16 protein-coding genes are annotated in these 18,241 nt (G+C 42.0%); 15 read left to right on the top strand and 1 reads right to left on the bottom strand.

The features are described from left to right. The first annotated feature begins 18 nt into the window (after positions 1-18). Positions 19-1,293: a phosphoribosylamine--glycine ligase gene (gene purD / locus ACSR9O_RS19140; RefSeq protein WP_101225049.1), complete on the top strand. Its 1,275-nt coding sequence runs from the start codon at positions 19-21 to the stop codon at positions 1,291-1,293. A 49-nt stretch (positions 1,294-1,342) separates the two neighbouring features. Here purD and ACSR9O_RS19135 read toward each other — a convergent pair whose 3' ends face one another. Beyond that, positions 1,343-1,609 carry a YgaP-like transmembrane domain gene (locus ACSR9O_RS19135; protein ID WP_101225019.1) on the bottom strand — a complete coding sequence of 89 codons (267 nt, stop codon included), beginning with the start codon at positions 1,607-1,609 and terminating at the stop codon, positions 1,343-1,345. A gap of 147 nt (positions 1,610-1,756) precedes the next feature. Between ACSR9O_RS19135 and ACSR9O_RS19130 the strand changes: the two genes are divergently transcribed. From ACSR9O_RS19130 to ACSR9O_RS19065, 14 genes are all read left to right on the top strand, one after another. Next, the gene (locus ACSR9O_RS19130) at positions 1,757-3,502 is read left to right on the top strand and encodes an adenine deaminase C-terminal domain-containing protein (protein WP_491724920.1); all 1,746 of its coding nucleotides are present in this window, start codon (positions 1,757-1,759) and stop codon (positions 3,500-3,502) included. 43 nt (positions 3,503-3,545) lie between these two features. Beyond that, positions 3,546-4,583: a DUF3048 domain-containing protein gene (locus tag ACSR9O_RS19125; protein WP_101225017.1), complete on the top strand. Its 1,038-nt coding sequence runs from the start codon at positions 3,546-3,548 to the stop codon at positions 4,581-4,583. A gap of 26 nt (positions 4,584-4,609) precedes the next feature. Then, on the top strand, positions 4,610-4,924 hold the full coding sequence (locus ACSR9O_RS19120; RefSeq protein WP_034306094.1) for a YerC/YecD family TrpR-related protein: 315 nt from the start codon (positions 4,610-4,612) through the stop codon (positions 4,922-4,924). Between the two features lie 220 nt (positions 4,925-5,144). Then, complete coding sequence (pcrB, locus tag ACSR9O_RS19115) at positions 5,145-5,828, top strand: heptaprenylglyceryl phosphate synthase (protein WP_063235730.1); 684 nt, start codon at positions 5,145-5,147, stop codon at positions 5,826-5,828. Positions 5,829-5,889: 61 nt separating this feature from the next. Next, positions 5,890-8,136 (top strand): DNA helicase PcrA, encoded by a 2,247-nt coding sequence (gene pcrA, locus ACSR9O_RS19110; protein ID WP_491724919.1) that lies wholly within the window; start codon positions 5,890-5,892, stop codon positions 8,134-8,136. Positions 8,137-8,237: 101 nt separating this feature from the next. Beyond that, positions 8,238-10,244, top strand: a complete 2,007-nt coding sequence (gene ligA, locus ACSR9O_RS19105) for an NAD-dependent DNA ligase LigA (RefSeq protein WP_491724918.1) — start codon at positions 8,238-8,240, stop codon at positions 10,242-10,244. Between the two features lie 11 nt (positions 10,245-10,255). Beyond that, positions 10,256-11,425: a CamS family sex pheromone protein gene (locus ACSR9O_RS19100; RefSeq protein ID WP_491724917.1), complete on the top strand. Its 1,170-nt coding sequence runs from the start codon at positions 10,256-10,258 to the stop codon at positions 11,423-11,425. 350 nt (positions 11,426-11,775) lie between these two features. Then, complete coding sequence (gene gatC, locus ACSR9O_RS19095; RefSeq protein ID WP_076372748.1) at positions 11,776-12,066, top strand: Asp-tRNA(Asn)/Glu-tRNA(Gln) amidotransferase subunit GatC; 291 nt, start codon at positions 11,776-11,778, stop codon at positions 12,064-12,066. A gap of 12 nt (positions 12,067-12,078) precedes the next feature. Beyond that, positions 12,079-13,539 carry an Asp-tRNA(Asn)/Glu-tRNA(Gln) amidotransferase subunit GatA gene (gene gatA, locus ACSR9O_RS19090; RefSeq protein WP_101225012.1) on the top strand — a complete coding sequence of 487 codons (1,461 nt, stop codon included), beginning with the start codon at positions 12,079-12,081 and terminating at the stop codon, positions 13,537-13,539. Between the two features lie 13 nt (positions 13,540-13,552). After that, complete coding sequence (gene gatB / locus ACSR9O_RS19085; protein ID WP_101225011.1) at positions 13,553-14,980, top strand: Asp-tRNA(Asn)/Glu-tRNA(Gln) amidotransferase subunit GatB; 1,428 nt, start codon at positions 13,553-13,555, stop codon at positions 14,978-14,980. Between the two features lie 154 nt (positions 14,981-15,134). Then, on the top strand, positions 15,135-15,677 hold the full coding sequence (locus ACSR9O_RS19080; protein ID WP_232783007.1) for an RNA polymerase sigma factor: 543 nt from the start codon (positions 15,135-15,137) through the stop codon (positions 15,675-15,677). Further along, positions 15,674-16,141, top strand: a complete 468-nt coding sequence (locus tag ACSR9O_RS19075; protein ID WP_101225009.1) for a hypothetical protein — start codon at positions 15,674-15,676, stop codon at positions 16,139-16,141. The genes ACSR9O_RS19080 and ACSR9O_RS19075 overlap by 4 nt, the downstream gene beginning before the upstream one ends. Next, a complete protein-coding gene (locus tag ACSR9O_RS19070; protein WP_491724916.1) occupies positions 16,134-17,198 on the top strand; it encodes a hypothetical protein in 1,065 nt (354 codons plus the stop codon). The genes ACSR9O_RS19075 and ACSR9O_RS19070 overlap by 8 nt, the downstream gene beginning before the upstream one ends. Then, a complete protein-coding gene (locus ACSR9O_RS19065; RefSeq protein ID WP_230177946.1) occupies positions 17,195-18,121 on the top strand; it encodes a LiaF transmembrane domain-containing protein in 927 nt (308 codons plus the stop codon). The genes ACSR9O_RS19070 and ACSR9O_RS19065 overlap by 4 nt, the downstream gene beginning before the upstream one ends. Positions 18,122-18,241: the final 120 nt, after the last annotated feature.

Here is an 18,241-nt window from a genome sequence, read left to right as displayed (position 1 = left end):
CAAAAACGAGGTGCGATAATGAATGTACTAGTAATTGGCCGGGGCGGCAGGGAGCATGCCATAGCCCGCAAACTATTTGAAAGTAAACGGGTTGGGACTGTTTTTGCAGCACCGGGAAATCCAGGGATGACCGATGTAGCGACTCTTGTTCCAATTGATGAAAACAATCACGGGGAATTGGTTGCCTTTGCCAAAAATAATGCAGTTGCATTAACGGTGATCGGGCCCGAAACACCATTGTTGAATGGACTTGCCGATGATTTTGCGGAGGCAGGATTACAGGTATTTGGCCCTAATGGCCGTGCTGCTGTCATCGAGGGAAGTAAATCCTTTGCTAAAGATTTAATGAAGAACTATAGCATTCCGACAGCGGAATATGAAACATTCTCTGATTATGATTCAGCAAAGGCGTATATCGAAAAAATGGGTGCACCCATCGTCATAAAAGCGGATGGTTTGGCTGCTGGAAAAGGTGTCGTAGTTGCTATGACGATGGAAGAGGCGTTAGACGCCATCCATGATATGCTTGTCGGGGCAAAGTTCGGGGAAGCATCTGCCAAAGTCGTTATTGAGGAATTCCTTGATGGCGAAGAATTTTCATTGATGGCATTCGTAAATGGGGAAAAAGTGTATCCGATGGTCATTGCTCAGGATCATAAGCGGGTTTTCGATGGAGATCAGGGTCCGAACACAGGTGGAATGGGTGCATACTCACCGGTGCCGCAAATTTCCGATGAAATGATCCAGACTGCAGTCGAAACGATTCTTAAGCCCACTGTAAATGCCATGATTTCTGAGAATCGGAGTTTTACAGGAATATTATATGCCGGGTTGATCGCTACTCAAAAAGGCACAAAAGTCATTGAGTTCAATGCCCGTTTTGGCGACCCGGAAACGCAAGTCGTTTTACCGCGCCTAAAAACAGACTTCGTGGATACGCTTGAAGCGGTTCTTTCTGGAGAGGATTTACAACTTGAATGGCATGAAGAAGCCGTGCTTGGAGTGGTCGTCGCAGCTGATGGATATCCAGGGGAATATAAAAAGGGATCTATCATTAAAGGCTTGGAAAAGATTGATCCGAAAGCCCATGTTTATCATGCTGGAACGGCTCTCAATAATGAAGGGAACTTCATCTCGAATGGCGGACGTGTACTTCTGGTTGCTGCAAAAGGGAAAGATTTGGCCTCTGCGCAAGCTGAAGTATATAAAGAGTTAGGGCATATTGAGAAAGACGGTTTATTTTGGCGAACGGATATTGGCTACCGAGCAATAAAATACAATTTTTCATCATAATATAAAGAAGCTGACTCTAAGCGGAGTCAGCTTCTTCTTTAGAAAAAACTTAATATGAATCAGATTGATTGGATTCACTTTCATATTTTGGCTCACTTTTCATCAAGTTCTGTCCGTTTTCCATCGCATCTACGACAGGACAATAGCGGAGTATGCCTTCGCCTATTTTCATGGCAGAAAGCATCACCACGATTATGTAAGATTGGTTTTTCCATGGTTTTTTCACCATTTTAGCCATGGCCCATGTTAAAAATGTAAAACCACAGGTAATTCGCATTAATGCATTTATTATACTGATATTTTGTTTAAACTTCATTTAAAGTCCATCCCTTCACAAAAATTTAACAATATTCTGGATAACATTACTGTTCTAATGGGGTAAGTATGTTACTATGAAATAAAATTGGATTGAAAATGGTTTTTTTCATACATCTGTTTCTAATAACTTATGGGGGAATGTTTTATGCTTGAACAGCGCTATAGATGGAAAAATAAACATCTAAGAGAACATATAGATGTGCTGGATGGCAATAGGGCACCACACATTCTGCTTAAAAATACGACTTATTTAAATCAGGCTTTACGAAAATGGGTGAAGGCGAATATATGGATATATGATGATCGCATCATATATGTCGGCGATAAGCTTCCTGATAATATAGACCGCTGTGAAATGGTAGACTGTACAAACCAGTACTTGGTCCCGGGTTATATTGAGCCGCATTCACACCCTTCTCAATTATATAATCCCCTTTCTTTTTCACGTTATGCATCTCATTTTGGCACAACGACATTGATCAATGATAACTTGCCGTTTCTATTGCAGTTAGATAAAAAGAAAGCGTTTTCTCTTTTGAAAGAATTACGTAACATTCCTGTAACAATGTATTGGTGGAGCCGTTTTGACGGACAAACGGAATTGATCGATGAAGATATGGTCTTTTCCCATGGGGCCGTTAAATCATGGCTGGAGCATGATGCCGTATTACAGGGCGGGGAACTGACTGGATGGCCGAAGCTTCTCGATGGGGATGACATGATGCTGCACTGGATTCAGGAAGCCAAGCGAATGAGGAAGAAAATAGAAGGACACTTTCCAGGTGCTTCAGAGAAGACTTTAGCAAAAATGACCTTGTTCGGAGCCGATTGTGATCATGAGGCAATGACAGGTGATGAGGTAATGTCGCGCTTGCTGCAGGGCTATTATGTATCGTTAAGACATTCTTCGATCCGTCCGGATTTACCAAAGCTGATACGGGAAATCCATGAACTGGGCATCGATCATTATGACAAATTCTTTTATACGACAGATGGATCGCCGCCGTCCTTTTATGAAGGTGGTTTCATAGACTGCTTGATCAAAATAGCGATAGAGCATGGCGTTCCGGTCATCGATGCATACAATATGGCAACTATCAACATCGCACGTTATTATAATATCGAATACCTTCATGGCAATATTGCCACTGGAAGGGTAGCGAACATCAACTTCCTGACCGATGTAAAGGAACCCGCACCGGTTTCGGTAATGGCAAAAGGGAAATGGGTTAAAAGGGATGGTGAAATCATTCCGGATAAACAGGAAATCGAATGGAGTGATTTCGATTTTAAACCACTCGATCTTGATTGGGATCTTAGTTTAAAGGAAGATTTTGAATTTTCCATGCCGTTTGGAATTGAATTGGTCGATAATGTAATTACAAAACCGTACTCGCTTGCCAATGATGTTGGCCATGAAGAACTGAACTTTGAGGATGATGAATGCTTTTTCATGCTTATCGATCGGGAAGGGAAATGGCGCATCAATACGATATTAAAAGGGTTTGCGGACAAATTATGCGGCTTCGCCGGCTCTTACACAAATACAGGTGACATCATACTGATCGGTAAAAGGAAAAAGGATATGCATTTGGCATTTAACCGGCTGAAGGAAATCGGCGGTGGAATCATTTTAACGGAACAAGGCAAGGTGATTCATGAACTTCCTCTGAAATTAAAGGGGGTCATGTCCACCAAGGAGGTTCCAGAACTGATAGAAGAAGAAAATGAATTGAAACATTTACTGCGTGAGAGAGGTTATCGCTTCGCCGATCCTGTTTACACCCTTTCGTTCTTTTCGACAACCCATCTCCCATATATAAGGCTAACCCAGCGAGGAGTATATGATGTAATGAATAAAACTATACTCTTTCCTACTATAATGCGTTAAAATATAAGAGAAGAAATGGCTAATAAATCAGAGGAGTGGAAAGATGAACCTAAAGAGAGTTCTTTTCATCGTTATTGCTATTTTACTGCTGGCAGGATGTTCTACGAAAGAAGATTCTGCATCGGATGACAATAAGCCGAAAGACCAAGCTGTCATCAAAAATACAGATGTGAAAAATGAACCTTCCAATGAGTTTCCACTAACAGGTATAGCCACCGATGAAGACAGTGAGCGCAGGGCTGCAGCAGTGATGATTAATAACCATCCGGAAGCACGCCCACAATCGGGCCTCTCAGAAGCGGATATCGTCTTTGAAATGCTCGCAGAAGGTGATATAACCAGATTTTTAGCCATCTTCCAAAGTGAAATGCCAAGCCAAATCGGTCCGATCCGGAGTGCAAGGGACTATTATATCGAATTGGCAAAAGGCCTTGATTGCATCTATGTCTGTCATGGAAACAGCCCCGAGGCAAAAACCATGCTGGACAAAGGGTATATTGATAACTTGAACGGATTATATTATGATGGTACTTTGTTTCAACGTTCGGCAGATCGAAAAGCACCGCATAATTCCTACACTTCCTTTGAGGATATCCAAAAAGGCGCGAAGGAAAAGGGATATGAGTTGAATGGTGCACCGGAGCATTATGCTTTCCTTACAAAGGAAGAGGCAGCTGGACTTCAAGGGGAACCGGCATTGAAAACCGAGGTTTCCTACGGATCAGACGAGTATGATGTACAGTATGAATACGAAGCCACGGAAGAGAAATATAAACGTTATTCGAACGGAGAGCAAACAGTCGAGCATAAATCGAATAAACCTATTTTACTGGATAATATATTGATCATTGAGGCTGCTCATCAAGTGATCGACGATAAAGGGCGTCGTAAAATCGACTTGAAAAGTGGCGGAAATGGTTATTTACTTCAAAAAGGAAAAGCGAATGAAGTAGAATGGGTTAATAAGGATGGGCGGATTATACCAGTGAAAAACGATAAAGAAGTAGGGTTGATTCCAGGGAAAACTTGGATCAATATTATTCCGGATGAACCTGGTTTAGTTGGAGACGTCTCATTTTGATACCCATGAAATTGAGGGGGAGTAACATGCAAATTGATAAGTTAAGAGGAAAAGAAACGGATCAGCTGTTTAAGTCGATCCTTTCCTTGCGTGATTTGGACGAATGCTATCGATTTTTTGATGATTTATGCACAGTTAATGAAATTTCATCACTGGCACAGCGTCTTGAAGTAGCCCGCATGCTTGAAGAAGGTAAAACCTATCATAAAATCGAAACGGAAACGGGTGCAAGCACGGCTACGATTTCCAGGGTCAAACGCTGCTTGAATTACGGAAATGATGCTTATTCCATGGCACTTAACCGTATTAAGGATAACGTTGAGGAAACAACTGAATCCTAATTCTTTCGATCAAAATAAAAAGCCGGGGAATTCATTTCCCGGCTTTTTATTTTGAGTTCAGGGCTCTCTTTGCCGGCTGTCTTTCAACCGTATCCGTGTTATATTGGATTTTAGATTCAGAGGTTCCATTTGGTAATAACATTTTATCGATACTTCTCTTTTTTAATGAAAAATCTTAATGCTATAATGGTGTAATGGGAAGTGTGAATGGAGGATTATAATGTACGATTTTCGCGAGTGGAAACATGTTTTCAAACTCGATCCAAATAAAGAAATAAGTGATGAGGCCCTAGAGAAAGTCTGTGAATCCGGTACTGATGCAATCATGGTCGGGGGAACGGATGGAATCACGCTAGAGAATGTGCTTCATTTAATGGCACGTGTCAGACGATATACCGTCCCATGTGTGATGGAAATTTCTTCTGTTGAAACCGTGACGCCAGGGTTTGATTTATATTTCATTCCGAGTGTCCTGAATAGCACCAACCCGGATTGGATGATGAAACTGCATCAGCAAGCAGTAAAGGAATATGGATACCTTTTGAATTGGGATGAAATTTTCGTTGAAGGGTACTGTATCCTGAATCCTGAGTGCAAGGCGGCCCAGTTGACGAAAGCCAATACCGATTTGGATATGGATGATGTGGGTGCATACGCGATGATGGCAGAAAAGATGTTCAACCTGCCGATTTTTTATTTGGAATACAGCGGTGATTATGGCGATGTCCAGATGGTGGAAGCTGCCAAAGAGAGTTTGGAGGATACCGTACTATTCTATGGCGGTGGGATAAAATCAGTTGAACAGGCCAAAGAGATGTCCAAGATTGCGGATGTCATCGTTGTCGGCAATGTGATTTATGAAGATTTGAAAGTGGCACTTGCAACAGTTTCGGCAGTTAAATGAAAACATGTAATAAATATAGTATACTAAAACAGAAACGAATGTTCGTATAGGTGGTGTGATAATGCAATATTTAGCGGAAAAATTACTAATAGGTTTGAATGAACAGCAACAAAAAGCAGTGAAAGCAACTGATGGCCCACTTTTAATCATGGCTGGGGCAGGAAGTGGAAAGACGCGTGTGCTGACTCACCGAATAGCTTACTTGATGGTCGAGAAGGAAATAGCGCCTTGGAACATCCTTGCAATCACGTTCACCAACAAAGCGGCACGTGAGATGAAGGAGAGGATCCGAGCCATACTTGGCGGTGCGTCCGAAGATATCTGGATTTCGACTTTCCACTCGATGTGTGTCCGTATTTTACGAAGAGATATCGACCGTATCGGATTTAATAGAAACTTCTCGATATTGGATACGACGGATCAGCAATCGGTCATAAAACAAATCATGAAAGACCGTAATATGGATACAAAAAAATATGATTATCGTGCCATTTTGGGTAGCATCAGTTCAGCGAAAAATGAATTGGTCGGGCCGGAAGAGTACCTGAAGACGGCGTCTGATTACTTCACTAAAGTAACTGCCGATGTATATACGGAATACCAAAAACGGCTGCGTAAAAATTCAGCGCTCGATTTCGATGATTTGATCATGATGACGATTCAATTGTTCCAGCTCGTACCTGAGGTGCTTGAATATTATCAGCGTAAATTTCAATACATTCATGTTGATGAGTATCAAGATACGAACAGGGCTCAATACATGCTTGTTAAACTGCTGGCTTCACGCTTCCGTAATCTCTGTGTTGTCGGGGATTCCGATCAATCGATCTATCGCTGGCGCGGTGCGGATATCGCGAATATCCTTTCATTTGAAAAGGATTATCCGAATGCCAACATGATTTTCCTTGAACAGAATTACCGCTCGACGAAAAAGATTCTTGCAGCGGCGAATAAGGTCATCGATAACAATCAAAACCGGAAGCCGAAAAATCTTTGGACAGAGAATGCAGATGGCAATAAGATATTCTATTACCGTGCAGACAATGAACAAGGGGAAGCGCAATTCGTAGCCGGAAAGATAAATGAGTTAGTCCAGGATGGCAGCCGGAAATATTCAGATATAGCAATACTTTACAGAACAAATGCACAATCACGTGTCATGGAGGAAGTTCTGCTTAAATCCAATATAAATTATGCAATAGTCGGGGGCACTAAGTTCTATGACCGTAAAGAGATTAAGGATTTACTTGCCTATCTTCGCCTTATTGCGAATCCTGATGATGACATCAGTCTTCGCCGTGTAATCAATGTACCAAAACGCGGAATTGGTGCAACTTCAATGGACAAAGTGGCAGATTATGCAGATCAATATGATGTTTCCATTTATAAAGCACTGGAATCTGTGGAAATGGTAGGGATAAGCGGGAAGGCTACCAAAGCGGCAAGGGAATTCCATACGCTGATCACTAATTATACAAATCAGCAGGAATACTTATCCGTAACGGAACTTGTGGAGGAAGTCATTAAGAAAACCGGTTACCGTGAGATGCTGCAGGCAGAAAAAACGATTGAATCACAAAGCCGCCTTGAAAATATAGATGAGTTTTTATCTGTTACGAAAGCATTCGAAGATAACAGCGAAGACAAATCATTGGTGGGCTTTTTGACTGACCTTGCGTTGGTTGCAGATATAGACCAACTTGACGAGAATACTGAAGAAGCTACAAATACGGTAACGTTGATGACGCTGCATTCAGCGAAGGGACTTGAATATCCGGTGGTCTTTCTATTGGGCCTTGAAGAAGGGGTATTCCCTCACAGCCGATCGCTTATGGATGAAGAGGAGATGGAAGAAGAACGCCGTCTGGCTTATGTGGGAATTACAAGGGCTGAAAGTGAACTATTCATAAGCAATGCCCAAATGCGGACATTGTATGGACGGACGAGCATGAATCCCGTTTCCCGTTTCATTAGTGAAATACCAGAGGAACTTCTTGAAGATCTAAAACCGAAACCGGCTCCTAGAGCTAGGCAAACACCTTTCAGTTCTTCGAGAACCGGATCTCCTTCAACTGCTTCAACAAGAAAAGTGCCTGCCTTCGGAAGAGCTGTTTCTGCGCCATCCGCAACGGGCGGCGAAGAGATCGGCTGGGCTGTCGGTGACCGTGCCTCCCATAAAAAATGGGGAATAGGAACCGTGGTGAGCGTAAAAGGAGAAGGCGAAGGGAAGGAATTGGATATAGCCTTTCCAAGTCCAATCGGAATCAAGCGGCTATTGGCGAAATTTGCACCAGTTGAAAAGGCTTAAGATTAATATGCTTCCACTGGTAAAGAATAGGGATATCTGACTTTAGACACCGCTCTTCTATAAGAAGTGCGGTGGAGTCTTCTTTAGAAAGGATTGAACGTATGGACTTACAAGCTGCAGAGAAGAAAATTCTAGAGCTGCAAACGTTGTTGAACCAATACAGCTATGAATATTATGTCATGGACCAGCCATCAGTACCTGATGCTGAATATGATCGTCTGCTCCGTGAACTTATTGAGTATGAGGAGAAATTTCCGGAACTGCAAACGGCGGACTCACCGACACAACGGGTCGGTGGCGCCATTTTGGATATGTTTGAAAAAGTGGAGCATACCACACCAATGCTTAGTTTAGGCAATGCCTTCAATGAAAGTGACTTACGGGATTTTGACAGAAAGGTCAGACAATCTGTAGGTGACGATTTTTCCTATGTATGTGAATTGAAAATTGATGGACTTGCCGTCACTCTTCAATATGAAAATGGATATTTCGTAAGAGGGGCAACCCGTGGAGATGGAACGATCGGTGAAGATATTACCGCTAATTTAAAAACGATCAAATCGATTCCATTGAAGCTGCGGGAGCCGGTTGCCATTGAAGTGCGCGGTGAGGCCTTCATGCCAAAAAAATCATTCGAATCATTAAACAAGGCTAAGGAAGAACGCAGTGAGGAACCATTTGCAAACCCAAGAAATGCAGCTGCGGGCTCGTTAAGGCAGCTTGACCCAAAACTTGCTGCGAAACGTAACTTGGATATTTTCCTTTATGCGATTGCCGATTTGGGCGAAACAGGGGTCCGTTCCCACAGTGAGGGTCTGGATTTATTGGATCGACTCGGATTTAAGACGAATCGGGAAAGAAAAAGATGCTCGAATATAGAAGAAGTGCTGGCCTATATAGTAGAATGGACGGAACAACGTCCAAACTTAGCCTATGATATTGATGGAATTGTCGTAAAGGTGGATTCCCTTGAACAGCAGGATGAATTAGGATTTACTGCAAAAAGTCCGCGATGGGCGATTGCTTATAAATTCCCAGCTGAAGAAGTCATTACAACCCTAAGGGATATCGAGCTGAATGTTGGCCGTACGGGTGTATTGACCCCTACCGCAGTTTTGGATCCCGTTCGGGTAGCAGGTACCACTGTACAGCGAGCTTCACTTCACAACGAAGACTTAATCCGTGAAAAGGACATCAGAATCGGAGATCAAGTGGTCGTGAAAAAAGCGGGCGATATCATTCCAGAGGTAGTCAATGTGCTGGCAGACCGCCGTACAGGGGAAGAAGTCGAGTTCCAGATGCCGACTGAGTGCCCGGAATGCAGCAGTGAACTTGTCCGGCTGGACGGGGAGGTTGCTTTACGCTGCATCAACCCGAAGTGTCCTGCACAAATACGGGAAGGTTTGATTCACTTTGTTTCCCGTACAGCAATGAATATAGACAGTCTTGGTGAAAAAGTGATTAGCTTGTTATTTAAAGAAGAACTCATACAAGATGTGGCTGATATTTATAAGCTTACATACGATCAACTGATTGCTTTGGAAAGGATGGGGGATAAATCCGTCAATAAACTTCTTCAAGCAATCGAAGCTTCGAAGACCAACTCGTTGGAAAAATTACTATTCGGGCTGGGCATTCGCCATGTTGGTTCCAAAGCTGCCAAGACGCTTGCGAGGGAATTCGGGACGATGGAGGCCTTAAGCAAGGCGAGCCGTGAAGAACTAACGGCCATTAATGAAATAGGCGATAAGATGGCTGATTCCATCGTAGCTTATTTTGAATTGGAAGAAGTCCATGCATTATTGAATGAGCTGGATGCAGCAGGTGTGAATCTTACTTTCAAAGGGCAAAGAGCTGTTTCTATAGAAGATATCGACTCCATTTTTTCCGGTAAAACAGTCGTTTTAACGGGGAAACTGCATCAGTTAACACGTAACGAAGCAAAAGAGAAATTAGAGGCGCTAGGAGCTAATGTTGCTGGAAGTGTCAGCAAGAAAACCGATTTGGTCGTAGCTGGCGAAGATGCCGGTTCCAAACTGGCAAAAGCTGAAAGCCTAGGCGTCATGGTATGGGATGAAGAGAGACTGATTGAGGAACTAAATAAATAAGAGGTGTAGCTATGAGGAAACACTCTATTTTGGGGATGATTCTTATACTGCTTCTTGCTGGATGTGCGCCTAGTTTTGAGGATAAGCAAGAGGTAGTTCAAGACTCCAAAGACAAAAAAGAATCGGCAATTATTCCGAAGTATAAAATTTCTGAAGAATATTATCAAACAATCCTACCGTTTGAACCATCAAAAGCACGCGGTTTGGTCGTATCCAATCTAAATACCCGATATGACATTGAAGAATTCGAAAATGGTTTGATGCGGTTGGCGCAAACCCAATTCGACCCGGAAGATTACCTGTTTCAAGAGGGGCAAATGCTAGATAGTTCCACGATATCTTCCTGGCTGAACAGAAAATATACCGATAGTCAGTTGAAAGAAAAGAAGAAGAAAGCCTCAGAGAACCTTGGCTTGAATCCGGTTGATCCGGGTAAAGGTGACATTGATAAGCGGAATGAAGAAAATCCGATCTATCTTGCCCATATTTTAGAACATAATTACTTGGTGAAAACAAAAGATAATTCAGTGAGCCTTGGCGGAGTTGTAATAGGTCTTGCGTTGAATTCAGTGCATTACTATCAAAAGGAAGAATTCGGTGCCACCTATGAAAATAAAATCGATAGTAACAAGCTAAAGCAAGAAGGGGAGAAAATTGCTGGAGAAGTCCTGAAAAGGCTGCGTAAAATGGACAAGCTGAAAAATGTTCCGATTACGATTGCCTTATTCGAGCAAAATGAAAAATCTTCAGTAGTCCCTGGGAATTTCATTTCCTATACGAATATCGATAAAAACTCTGACAATATTGGAAAATGGACGAACCTGGACGAAGAGTATTTCCTATTTCCTTCTGCAGGGGCTGAAAAAAAATACCGTGATGACGTCAATACATTCACGAACTTTAAAGAAGATGTCGAAGAATACTTCCCTAACTTTAACGGAGTCATCGGCAGGGCGTTCTATATGGATGATCAATTGCAAAGTCTGAACATCGATATCCCCATTCAATTTTATGGGAACTCCGAAGCGATCGGCTTTACCCAATATGTTGCTGGCCTTGTAATGGAACGTTTCCCGAACTATATTGCCGTACAGGTATCCATCACCTCTGTAAATGGACCTGAAGCACTCATAGTCCGTGAAGCGAATCAGGACGAACCAACCGTTCATATATATGAATGAAAAAAGATGAAGCTTAGCGGCTTCATCTTTTTTGTGTCCCGCTTTTAAATGGGAATGTATCCAAAATAACCTTTAAACAGGAAGTAAACCCTTCCATCTTAGGGAGCAACTGCTTTAAAAAGGGAACATTTGTCGAATTTTAAAGGACTTATTGTCATTTCCCCGGAAATTCCGGCAACTTTCCCATATTTCCCGGAAAATATCTCTTTTTCCTTATGAAATAATTGAATTTCGACATTGTATCTCTTGTTGCTTTACTGTGTAATAGTTTGATATGATTTAAACGATGATTATATGGAGAAAAGCGACGAAATTCAGTCGATTTGGATATTTTTTCGGAGGTGAAGAGAATGTCACGTATTTCTATGGAACAAGTTAAACACGTTGCCCATTTGGCTCGTTTGGCCATTACGGAAGAAGAAGCACAACAGTTTCAGCATCAGCTTGACCAAATGATTTCATTCGCGGAGCAGTTGAATGAGCTTGATACGGATCAAGTAAACCCGACTTCTCACGTTTTGGATATGAAGAATGTTATGCGCGAAGATGTCGCAAAACCGGGATTGCCAGTTGAAGAAGTAGTTAAAAATGCACCGGATAGCAAAGAAGGATATATCCGTGTACCATCAATAATTGAATAAGGAGGGACAATGATGTCGTTGTTCGAACAAAAGGTTTCTGAGCTTCATGAACGCTTACATAAGAAAGAGATAAGTGTCACTGATCTTGTTAACGAATCGTATAAGCGAATCGGACAAGTAGAGGACAAGGTGAAGGCATTTTTGACACTTGATGAAGAAAACGCCCGCAATCAAGCAAAACGATTGGATGATCAATTGGTAAAAGGCGAGAACGAAGGCGCTTTATTTGGTATGCCAATCGGAGTGAAGGATAATATTGTCACTAAAAATTTGCGTACGACTTGTGCGAGCAAAATTTTGGAGAACTTTGATCCAATCTATGATGCAACCGTTGTTCAAAAGCTACAGAAAGCAGAAACGGTTACGATCGGGAAATTGAATATGGATGAGTTTGCGATGGGTTCTTCCAATGAGAACTCCGCATTTCAGGCAACACGCAACCCTTGGAACACGGAATATGTGCCAGGCGGTTCTTCGGGCGGTTCAGCTGCATCTGTCGCTTCCGGTGAAGTCCTATTCTCTTTAGGTTCCGATACGGGTGGATCAATCCGCCAACCAGCTGCCTATTGTGGAGTTGTCGGCTTAAAACCTACATATGGACGGGTTTCCCGATTCGGACTAGTAGCATTTGCGTCTTCACTGGATCAAATTGGGCCAGTTACAAGAACGGTTGAAGATAACGCCTATTTGCTTGAAGCGATTTCAGGTGTAGATCCAATGGATTCGACCTCTGCCAATGTTGACGTGCCGAATTTTGTGAATTCATTAACAGGCGATGTTAGAGGATTGAAAATAGCTGTGCCTAAGGAATATCTTGGCGAAGGCGTTGGTGAAGAAGCACGTAATTCCGTACTTGAAGCATTAAAAGTATTAGAGGGGCTTGGAGCTGAATGGGAAGAGGTATCCTTGCCGCATTCCAAATATGCTTTAGCTGCCTATTATCTGCTATCTTCATCGGAAGCTTCGGCTAACCTTTCACGTTTTGACGGTGTGCGTTACGGACACCGTACAGATAATGCAGAAACACTTATAGAAATGTATAAGCAAACCCGTGCAGAAGGATTCGGTGACGAAGTGAAACGCCGTATCATGCTTGGAACTTTCTCCTTAAGTTCAGGTTATTATGATGCTTATTATAAAAAGGCTCAAAAAGTACGTACGTTAATCAAAAAAGACTTTGAAGATGTTTTTGAAAAATACGATGTCATCGTTGGGCCGACTACACCTACGCCTGCATTTAAAATTGGTGAAAAAGTCGACGATCCATTAACGATGTATGCAAATGATATCTTGACGATTCCAGTCAATCTTGCTGGTGTACCGGGTATATCCGTGCCATGTGGATTCGCAGCGAATGGTCTTCCGCTTGGACTGCAAATGATTGGTAAGCATTTTGATGAAAGCACGATTTACCGCGCGGCTCACGCATTTGAGCAAGCAACAGATTTTCATAAACAATTTCCTAAGCTGTAAGGGGTGAAAAAAAATGGACTTTGAAACGGTGATTGGTCTAGAAGTACACGTAGAATTAAAAACGGATTCTAAAATTTTCTCAGCGAGCCCAAATCATTTTGGTGCCGCTCCAAATAGTAACACGACTGTAATCGACCTAGGCTACCCAGGTGTATTGCCTGTCGTCAATAAAAAGGCTGTTGATTTTGCAATGAAGGCTGCAATTGCCCTGAATTGCGAAGTGGCGGAGATTACGAAATTCGACCGGAAAAACTACTTTTACCCGGACAATCCTAAAGCATACCAAATTTCACAATTCGATCAGCCGATCGGTGAGCATGGTTGGATTGAGATTGAGGTGGGCGGCAAGAAAAAGAAAATTGGCATTACCCGCATTCATATGGAAGAGGATGCTGGAAAGCTGACACATAAAGGGAACTATTCACTTTGTGATTATAACCGCCAAGGTACGCCTCTAGTTGAAATCGTATCCGAACCTGATATCACTTCCCCAGAAGAAGCTTATGCATATCTGGAAAAATTGAAATCCATCATTCAATACACCGGCGTTTCCGATTGTAAAATGGAAGAAGGCTCACTTCGCTGTGATGCCAACATTTCCTTGAAACCTGTCGGCCAAAAAGAATTCGGTACGAAAACCGAATTGAAAAACTTGAACTCATTCAACTTCGTCCGCAAAGGGTTGGAGCATGAAGAAATCCGCCAAGCGGAAATCTTGAATGAAGGCGGCATAATCGAACAGGAAACACGCCGGTTCGACGAAGCTACAGGCAGAACGGTACTAATGCGAATTAAGGAAGGCTCCGATGATTACCGTTACTTCCCGGAACCGGACTTATTGACAATTCATATCGATGAAGAATGGAAAGCGCGTATCGCTGCCGAGATTCCGGAACTTCCGGATGCCCGGAAAAAACGCTATGTCGAAGAATTTGGCTTACCTGAATATGATGCAGCCGTTTTAACGGTAACGAAAGAAAGTGCTGATTTCTTTGAAGCGACAGTCGCTTCAGGAGCTGATGCAAAACTGGCATCTAACTGGATCATGGGTGAGGTTTCCGCCTTCTTGAATGCAGAAGGTAAAGAGCTGCATGAAGTCAAATTGACTGCTGAATCGTTGGCTGGAATGATCAAGCTGATTGAAGATGGCACGATTTCTTCTAAAATCGCTAAAAAAGTTTTCAAAGAATTGATTGAAAACGGCGGGGATGCCGAAACGATCGTCAAGGAGAAGGGACTAGTCCAAATTTCCGATGAAGGCGCATTGCGTACAGCCGTTGAAGAAGCATTGAATAATAACCCGCAATCAATTGAAGATTTTAAGGCCGGTAAACAAAAAGCAATCGGCTTCCTTGTCGGACAGATCATGAAAGCGACAAAAGGACAAGCAAATCCACAGCTTGTTAATAAAATTTTGGTGGAAGAAATCAATAAACGTTAATATTGACCGTATCACTTTTAAAGTGGTACGGTTTTCTCTTGATTAAGAAAAGATTTTACTGTGAAAAAGCGAAAAAATTTTTGAGTTATCTGTAGGGGTAACTCCTTTTTGTGCGTCTATTACATGAATGATTAAAAGGAAAGGAGGAAGAGAAGTGACGGATGAGTTAGTTGAGAAGGTAAGGGCTGGGAATGATCATGCATTCCGAATGTTGATTGAAACATATAAACAGACGATTTATAGGACCGTCTATTCCGTCTTGCGGAATCAAAAGGATGCAGAAGATGTTACCCAGGAAGTCTTTATCAAAATCTACACCTCTCTTCCTCAATATAAGAACCAAGGTTTCAAAACCTGGATTACCCGAATTGCGGTAAATCATGCAATCGATTTAAAGAGAAAGAGGGAACGCCAAAAGGAAGAATTGCAGGAAGAACATTCATCGGAAGCTAATTTGGGCTTAACGGATGATGTCGAGGCGGTATTCTTTCGGAATGAAAGGCGAAAGCAAGTATTACGGAAGCTGAATGACCTTCCAGAGGGATATCGGGATGTTGTATATAGCTATTACATAAAGGAAAAGACATTCAAGCAAATTGCAGAGGAACAGCATATTCAAGTGAAATCTGTCGAGGTAAAGCTATATCGGGCAAGAAATTGGATGAGAAAACATTGGAAAGAGGAGGATTTTTCGTGAATCATGTTCCTGAAGCAGAATGGGTTGCATATTTGGCAGATGAAATACCAGAGGCTCTAAAAATTGAATATGAAAATCATCTATACTCCTGTGACAAGTGTTTGTCCGCCTATATGGAAGCGATGGAAAAAGAAGAAACCAGTCTGGACATCGAAGGATTTGATATTGCAGGTCCGGTCATGGACTCGATTAGCCGATTGAAAGAAGGTTCTGGTGAAGAGGCTAAACAACACCGAAAAGAGAAATCACTTCGGACGATTACAAGACATTACCTGATCGCGGCCGGGTTTACCATTTTATTGATGGCAGGCGGAGTATTTCAATCATTGACGGAATACGTGGATTCTGTGGAATCAAGCAGCGGAAGGGAAACTCAGTCCTTAACCGATGGACTTATTGATAAAACATTTAATTGGATGGACACAATCGAAAAGAAGAATAAGGAGGGGTTTAGAAATGAATAAAAGTCCGGTATTAGCTTTTTTATTATCGTTTCTGCCAGGTTTCGGACATTTTTACCTAGGAAGGAAATATAAAGGGTTATTTTATTTTCTTGCCACGGCTGGATTGGGGCTTGGAGGTCTATTTCTTTCGTTGATCAGTCAATCGGATGCGTTTCTGGCTTTTTCCGTTATTGGAATGGTGTTTTATTTCATCAGTATATTTGATTTGGTGGTCACCTCACTGAGGAATCCTAAAAATGAAGAGAATGTAGGGGCCGATCAGCCGGAGACGGAAAGATTTTATGTAATCATCCTGTCATTCGTTCCAGGATTAGGGCATTTTCAGCTGGGTCTCATGAATCGGGGACTCATTTTTCTCATCGGCTTTTTAGGCCTTGGCATCATGGTTGTATTCATCAGTGTGATGACACAATTGGAAGGTCTGTTGATATTCATGGCATTATTGCCTGTTATCTGGATTTACAGCTTTTTTGATTCTGTTCAACAGCTGAATAAAAAGCAAAGAGGTGAGGAGCTTATCGATCGGACCATTTTGGAAGACTTCGAGGAGAGAAGGGAATCCGGGAAGAAGAGTAAATCGGTCGCGACTTTACTCGCCATTTTTCCTGGTGCAGGTCACTTATATTTGGGGCTGCAAAAACGTGGAATTCAATTGATGGCCGGCTTTTTATTCGCCATTTACATACTGGATTTACTCCGGTTAGGTTTCTTCTTTTTCCTTATTCCGATTATCTGGTTTTATAGTTTTTTTGATGGATTGCAAAAAGCCTCGAAAATGGAAGAGGGACCAGTAGAAGATACGCCCATCATTTCGGGTATGGTCAATCACCAAAAATGGCTAGGATCGGGGTTGGTGGGAATTGGAATCTATTTCTTGGCCAGTAATATAATCGTCCCGGCCATTGCCCCTCATTTGGATGAATGGATTGGAAGCAACTTGGAGTATTGGTTTAGAGATTATTTTCAAAAAGGACTTGTATGCATCCTTCTCATAGGCGGGGGAATCAAACTGCTGTCGGGAAGTAAAAAAGGTAGAGTCGAGGAGGAGACTAAATGAGAACATGGAGAGTCGGAACGATTTCAATGGGGATCTCCCTGGTTGGTTTGGGTTTTGTTTTACTCGTTTCTCAAATTTCGGATATGAATTTGACGACGATTCTGCTATCGTGGTGGCCGTTGCTGTTCATTATCTTGGGTGCAGAGATTCTCTTTTATATTTATTTTTCCAGAAAAGAAAGTTCTTTTGTAAAGTATGATATTCTTAGCATTCTTTTCGTTGGATTGCTTGGAACGACGGGAATAGTTTTAATTCTGCTTACATCCAGCGGATTGTTGGATCAAGTTAGGGCTGCCGTTAATAGTGAAGAGAAAACGGTCAATTTGCCTGGTTTCAATCAAAAGGCAGGAAAGGGCATACAGAGAGTTGTCCTGGACACTGGTTCATACCCATTGACAATTGAAAGTGGTAAGGACGAAGAAGTTTCCGTTTTTGGAACATATGGTGAGCGGGTAATGGAAGATGATGATTCATTGTTGAACAAAGCGGAAGATTATTTACTTGTTGAAAGAAATGGTGATACTCTTTATATTAGCTTCAAGGATTTACCGAGTCAAAATGGACTTTTGGACAGTGGTACAAGGAATCTTAAGGCAACCCTTATAATCCCTGCTGAGTTGGCAGTGGAAATTGACGGACAAAGTACCGATCTTGTCTTGAAGCCTAGAAAGCTCTTGAATGACTGGAGTGTGAAGGACAGCGGAAATCTAAGTGTAGTCCTTCAGGATAATAGTGATATCAAGATAGATGCTAGAGGGGTCGAGGAACTTGAAGGCCCCGAGAGTGGCTGGAAGATGACTGAAGTGAAAAAAGGAACAAGTGATGAAGGCATTGTAAAAAAGAATGGGATATTCAATACTGGTGATGGGAAACATACTTTAATGGTTACCGATACATTTAACGTGAACGTTCAATATCCATGATTGAAATCATTTACTAGAATAAAATTGTAAAAAGCATTATAATTTTCCCTGATGCGATTTCTAGTAAAATGTAAAAGATATGGACCGAAATACGGTCCTCTTTTTTTCGAATATTGCTTT

The sequence above is a fragment of the Peribacillus sp. B65 genome (assembly GCF_058513295.1).
Note: the sequence above shows the minus strand (reverse complement) of the source record. Positions and strands in the feature narration are given on the sequence as shown.

What these genes read in the sequence shown, in the direction of transcription:
- purD (WP_101225049.1), top strand. Translation starts at nt 19, where the DNA reads ATGAATGTACTAGTAATTGGCCGGGGCGGCAGGGAGCATGCCATAGCC.
- ACSR9O_RS19135 (WP_101225019.1), bottom strand. Translation starts at nt 1,609, where the DNA reads ATGAAGTTTAAACAAAATATCAGTATAATAAATGCATTAATGCGAATT.
- ACSR9O_RS19130 (WP_491724920.1), top strand. Translation starts at nt 1,757, where the DNA reads ATGCTTGAACAGCGCTATAGATGGAAAAATAAACATCTAAGAGAACAT.
- ACSR9O_RS19125 (WP_101225017.1), top strand. Translation starts at nt 3,546, where the DNA reads ATGAACCTAAAGAGAGTTCTTTTCATCGTTATTGCTATTTTACTGCTG.
- ACSR9O_RS19120 (WP_034306094.1), top strand. Translation starts at nt 4,610, where the DNA reads ATGCAAATTGATAAGTTAAGAGGAAAAGAAACGGATCAGCTGTTTAAG.
- pcrB (WP_063235730.1), top strand. Translation starts at nt 5,145, where the DNA reads ATGTACGATTTTCGCGAGTGGAAACATGTTTTCAAACTCGATCCAAAT.
- pcrA (WP_491724919.1), top strand. Translation starts at nt 5,890, where the DNA reads ATGCAATATTTAGCGGAAAAATTACTAATAGGTTTGAATGAACAGCAA.
- ligA (WP_491724918.1), top strand. Translation starts at nt 8,238, where the DNA reads ATGGACTTACAAGCTGCAGAGAAGAAAATTCTAGAGCTGCAAACGTTG.
- ACSR9O_RS19100 (WP_491724917.1), top strand. Translation starts at nt 10,256, where the DNA reads ATGAGGAAACACTCTATTTTGGGGATGATTCTTATACTGCTTCTTGCT.
- gatC (WP_076372748.1), top strand. Translation starts at nt 11,776, where the DNA reads ATGTCACGTATTTCTATGGAACAAGTTAAACACGTTGCCCATTTGGCT.
- gatA (WP_101225012.1), top strand. Translation starts at nt 12,079, where the DNA reads ATGTCGTTGTTCGAACAAAAGGTTTCTGAGCTTCATGAACGCTTACAT.
- gatB (WP_101225011.1), top strand. Translation starts at nt 13,553, where the DNA reads ATGGACTTTGAAACGGTGATTGGTCTAGAAGTACACGTAGAATTAAAA.
- ACSR9O_RS19070 (WP_491724916.1), top strand. Translation starts at nt 16,134, where the DNA reads ATGAATAAAAGTCCGGTATTAGCTTTTTTATTATCGTTTCTGCCAGGT.
- ACSR9O_RS19065 (WP_230177946.1), top strand. Translation starts at nt 17,195, where the DNA reads ATGAGAACATGGAGAGTCGGAACGATTTCAATGGGGATCTCCCTGGTT.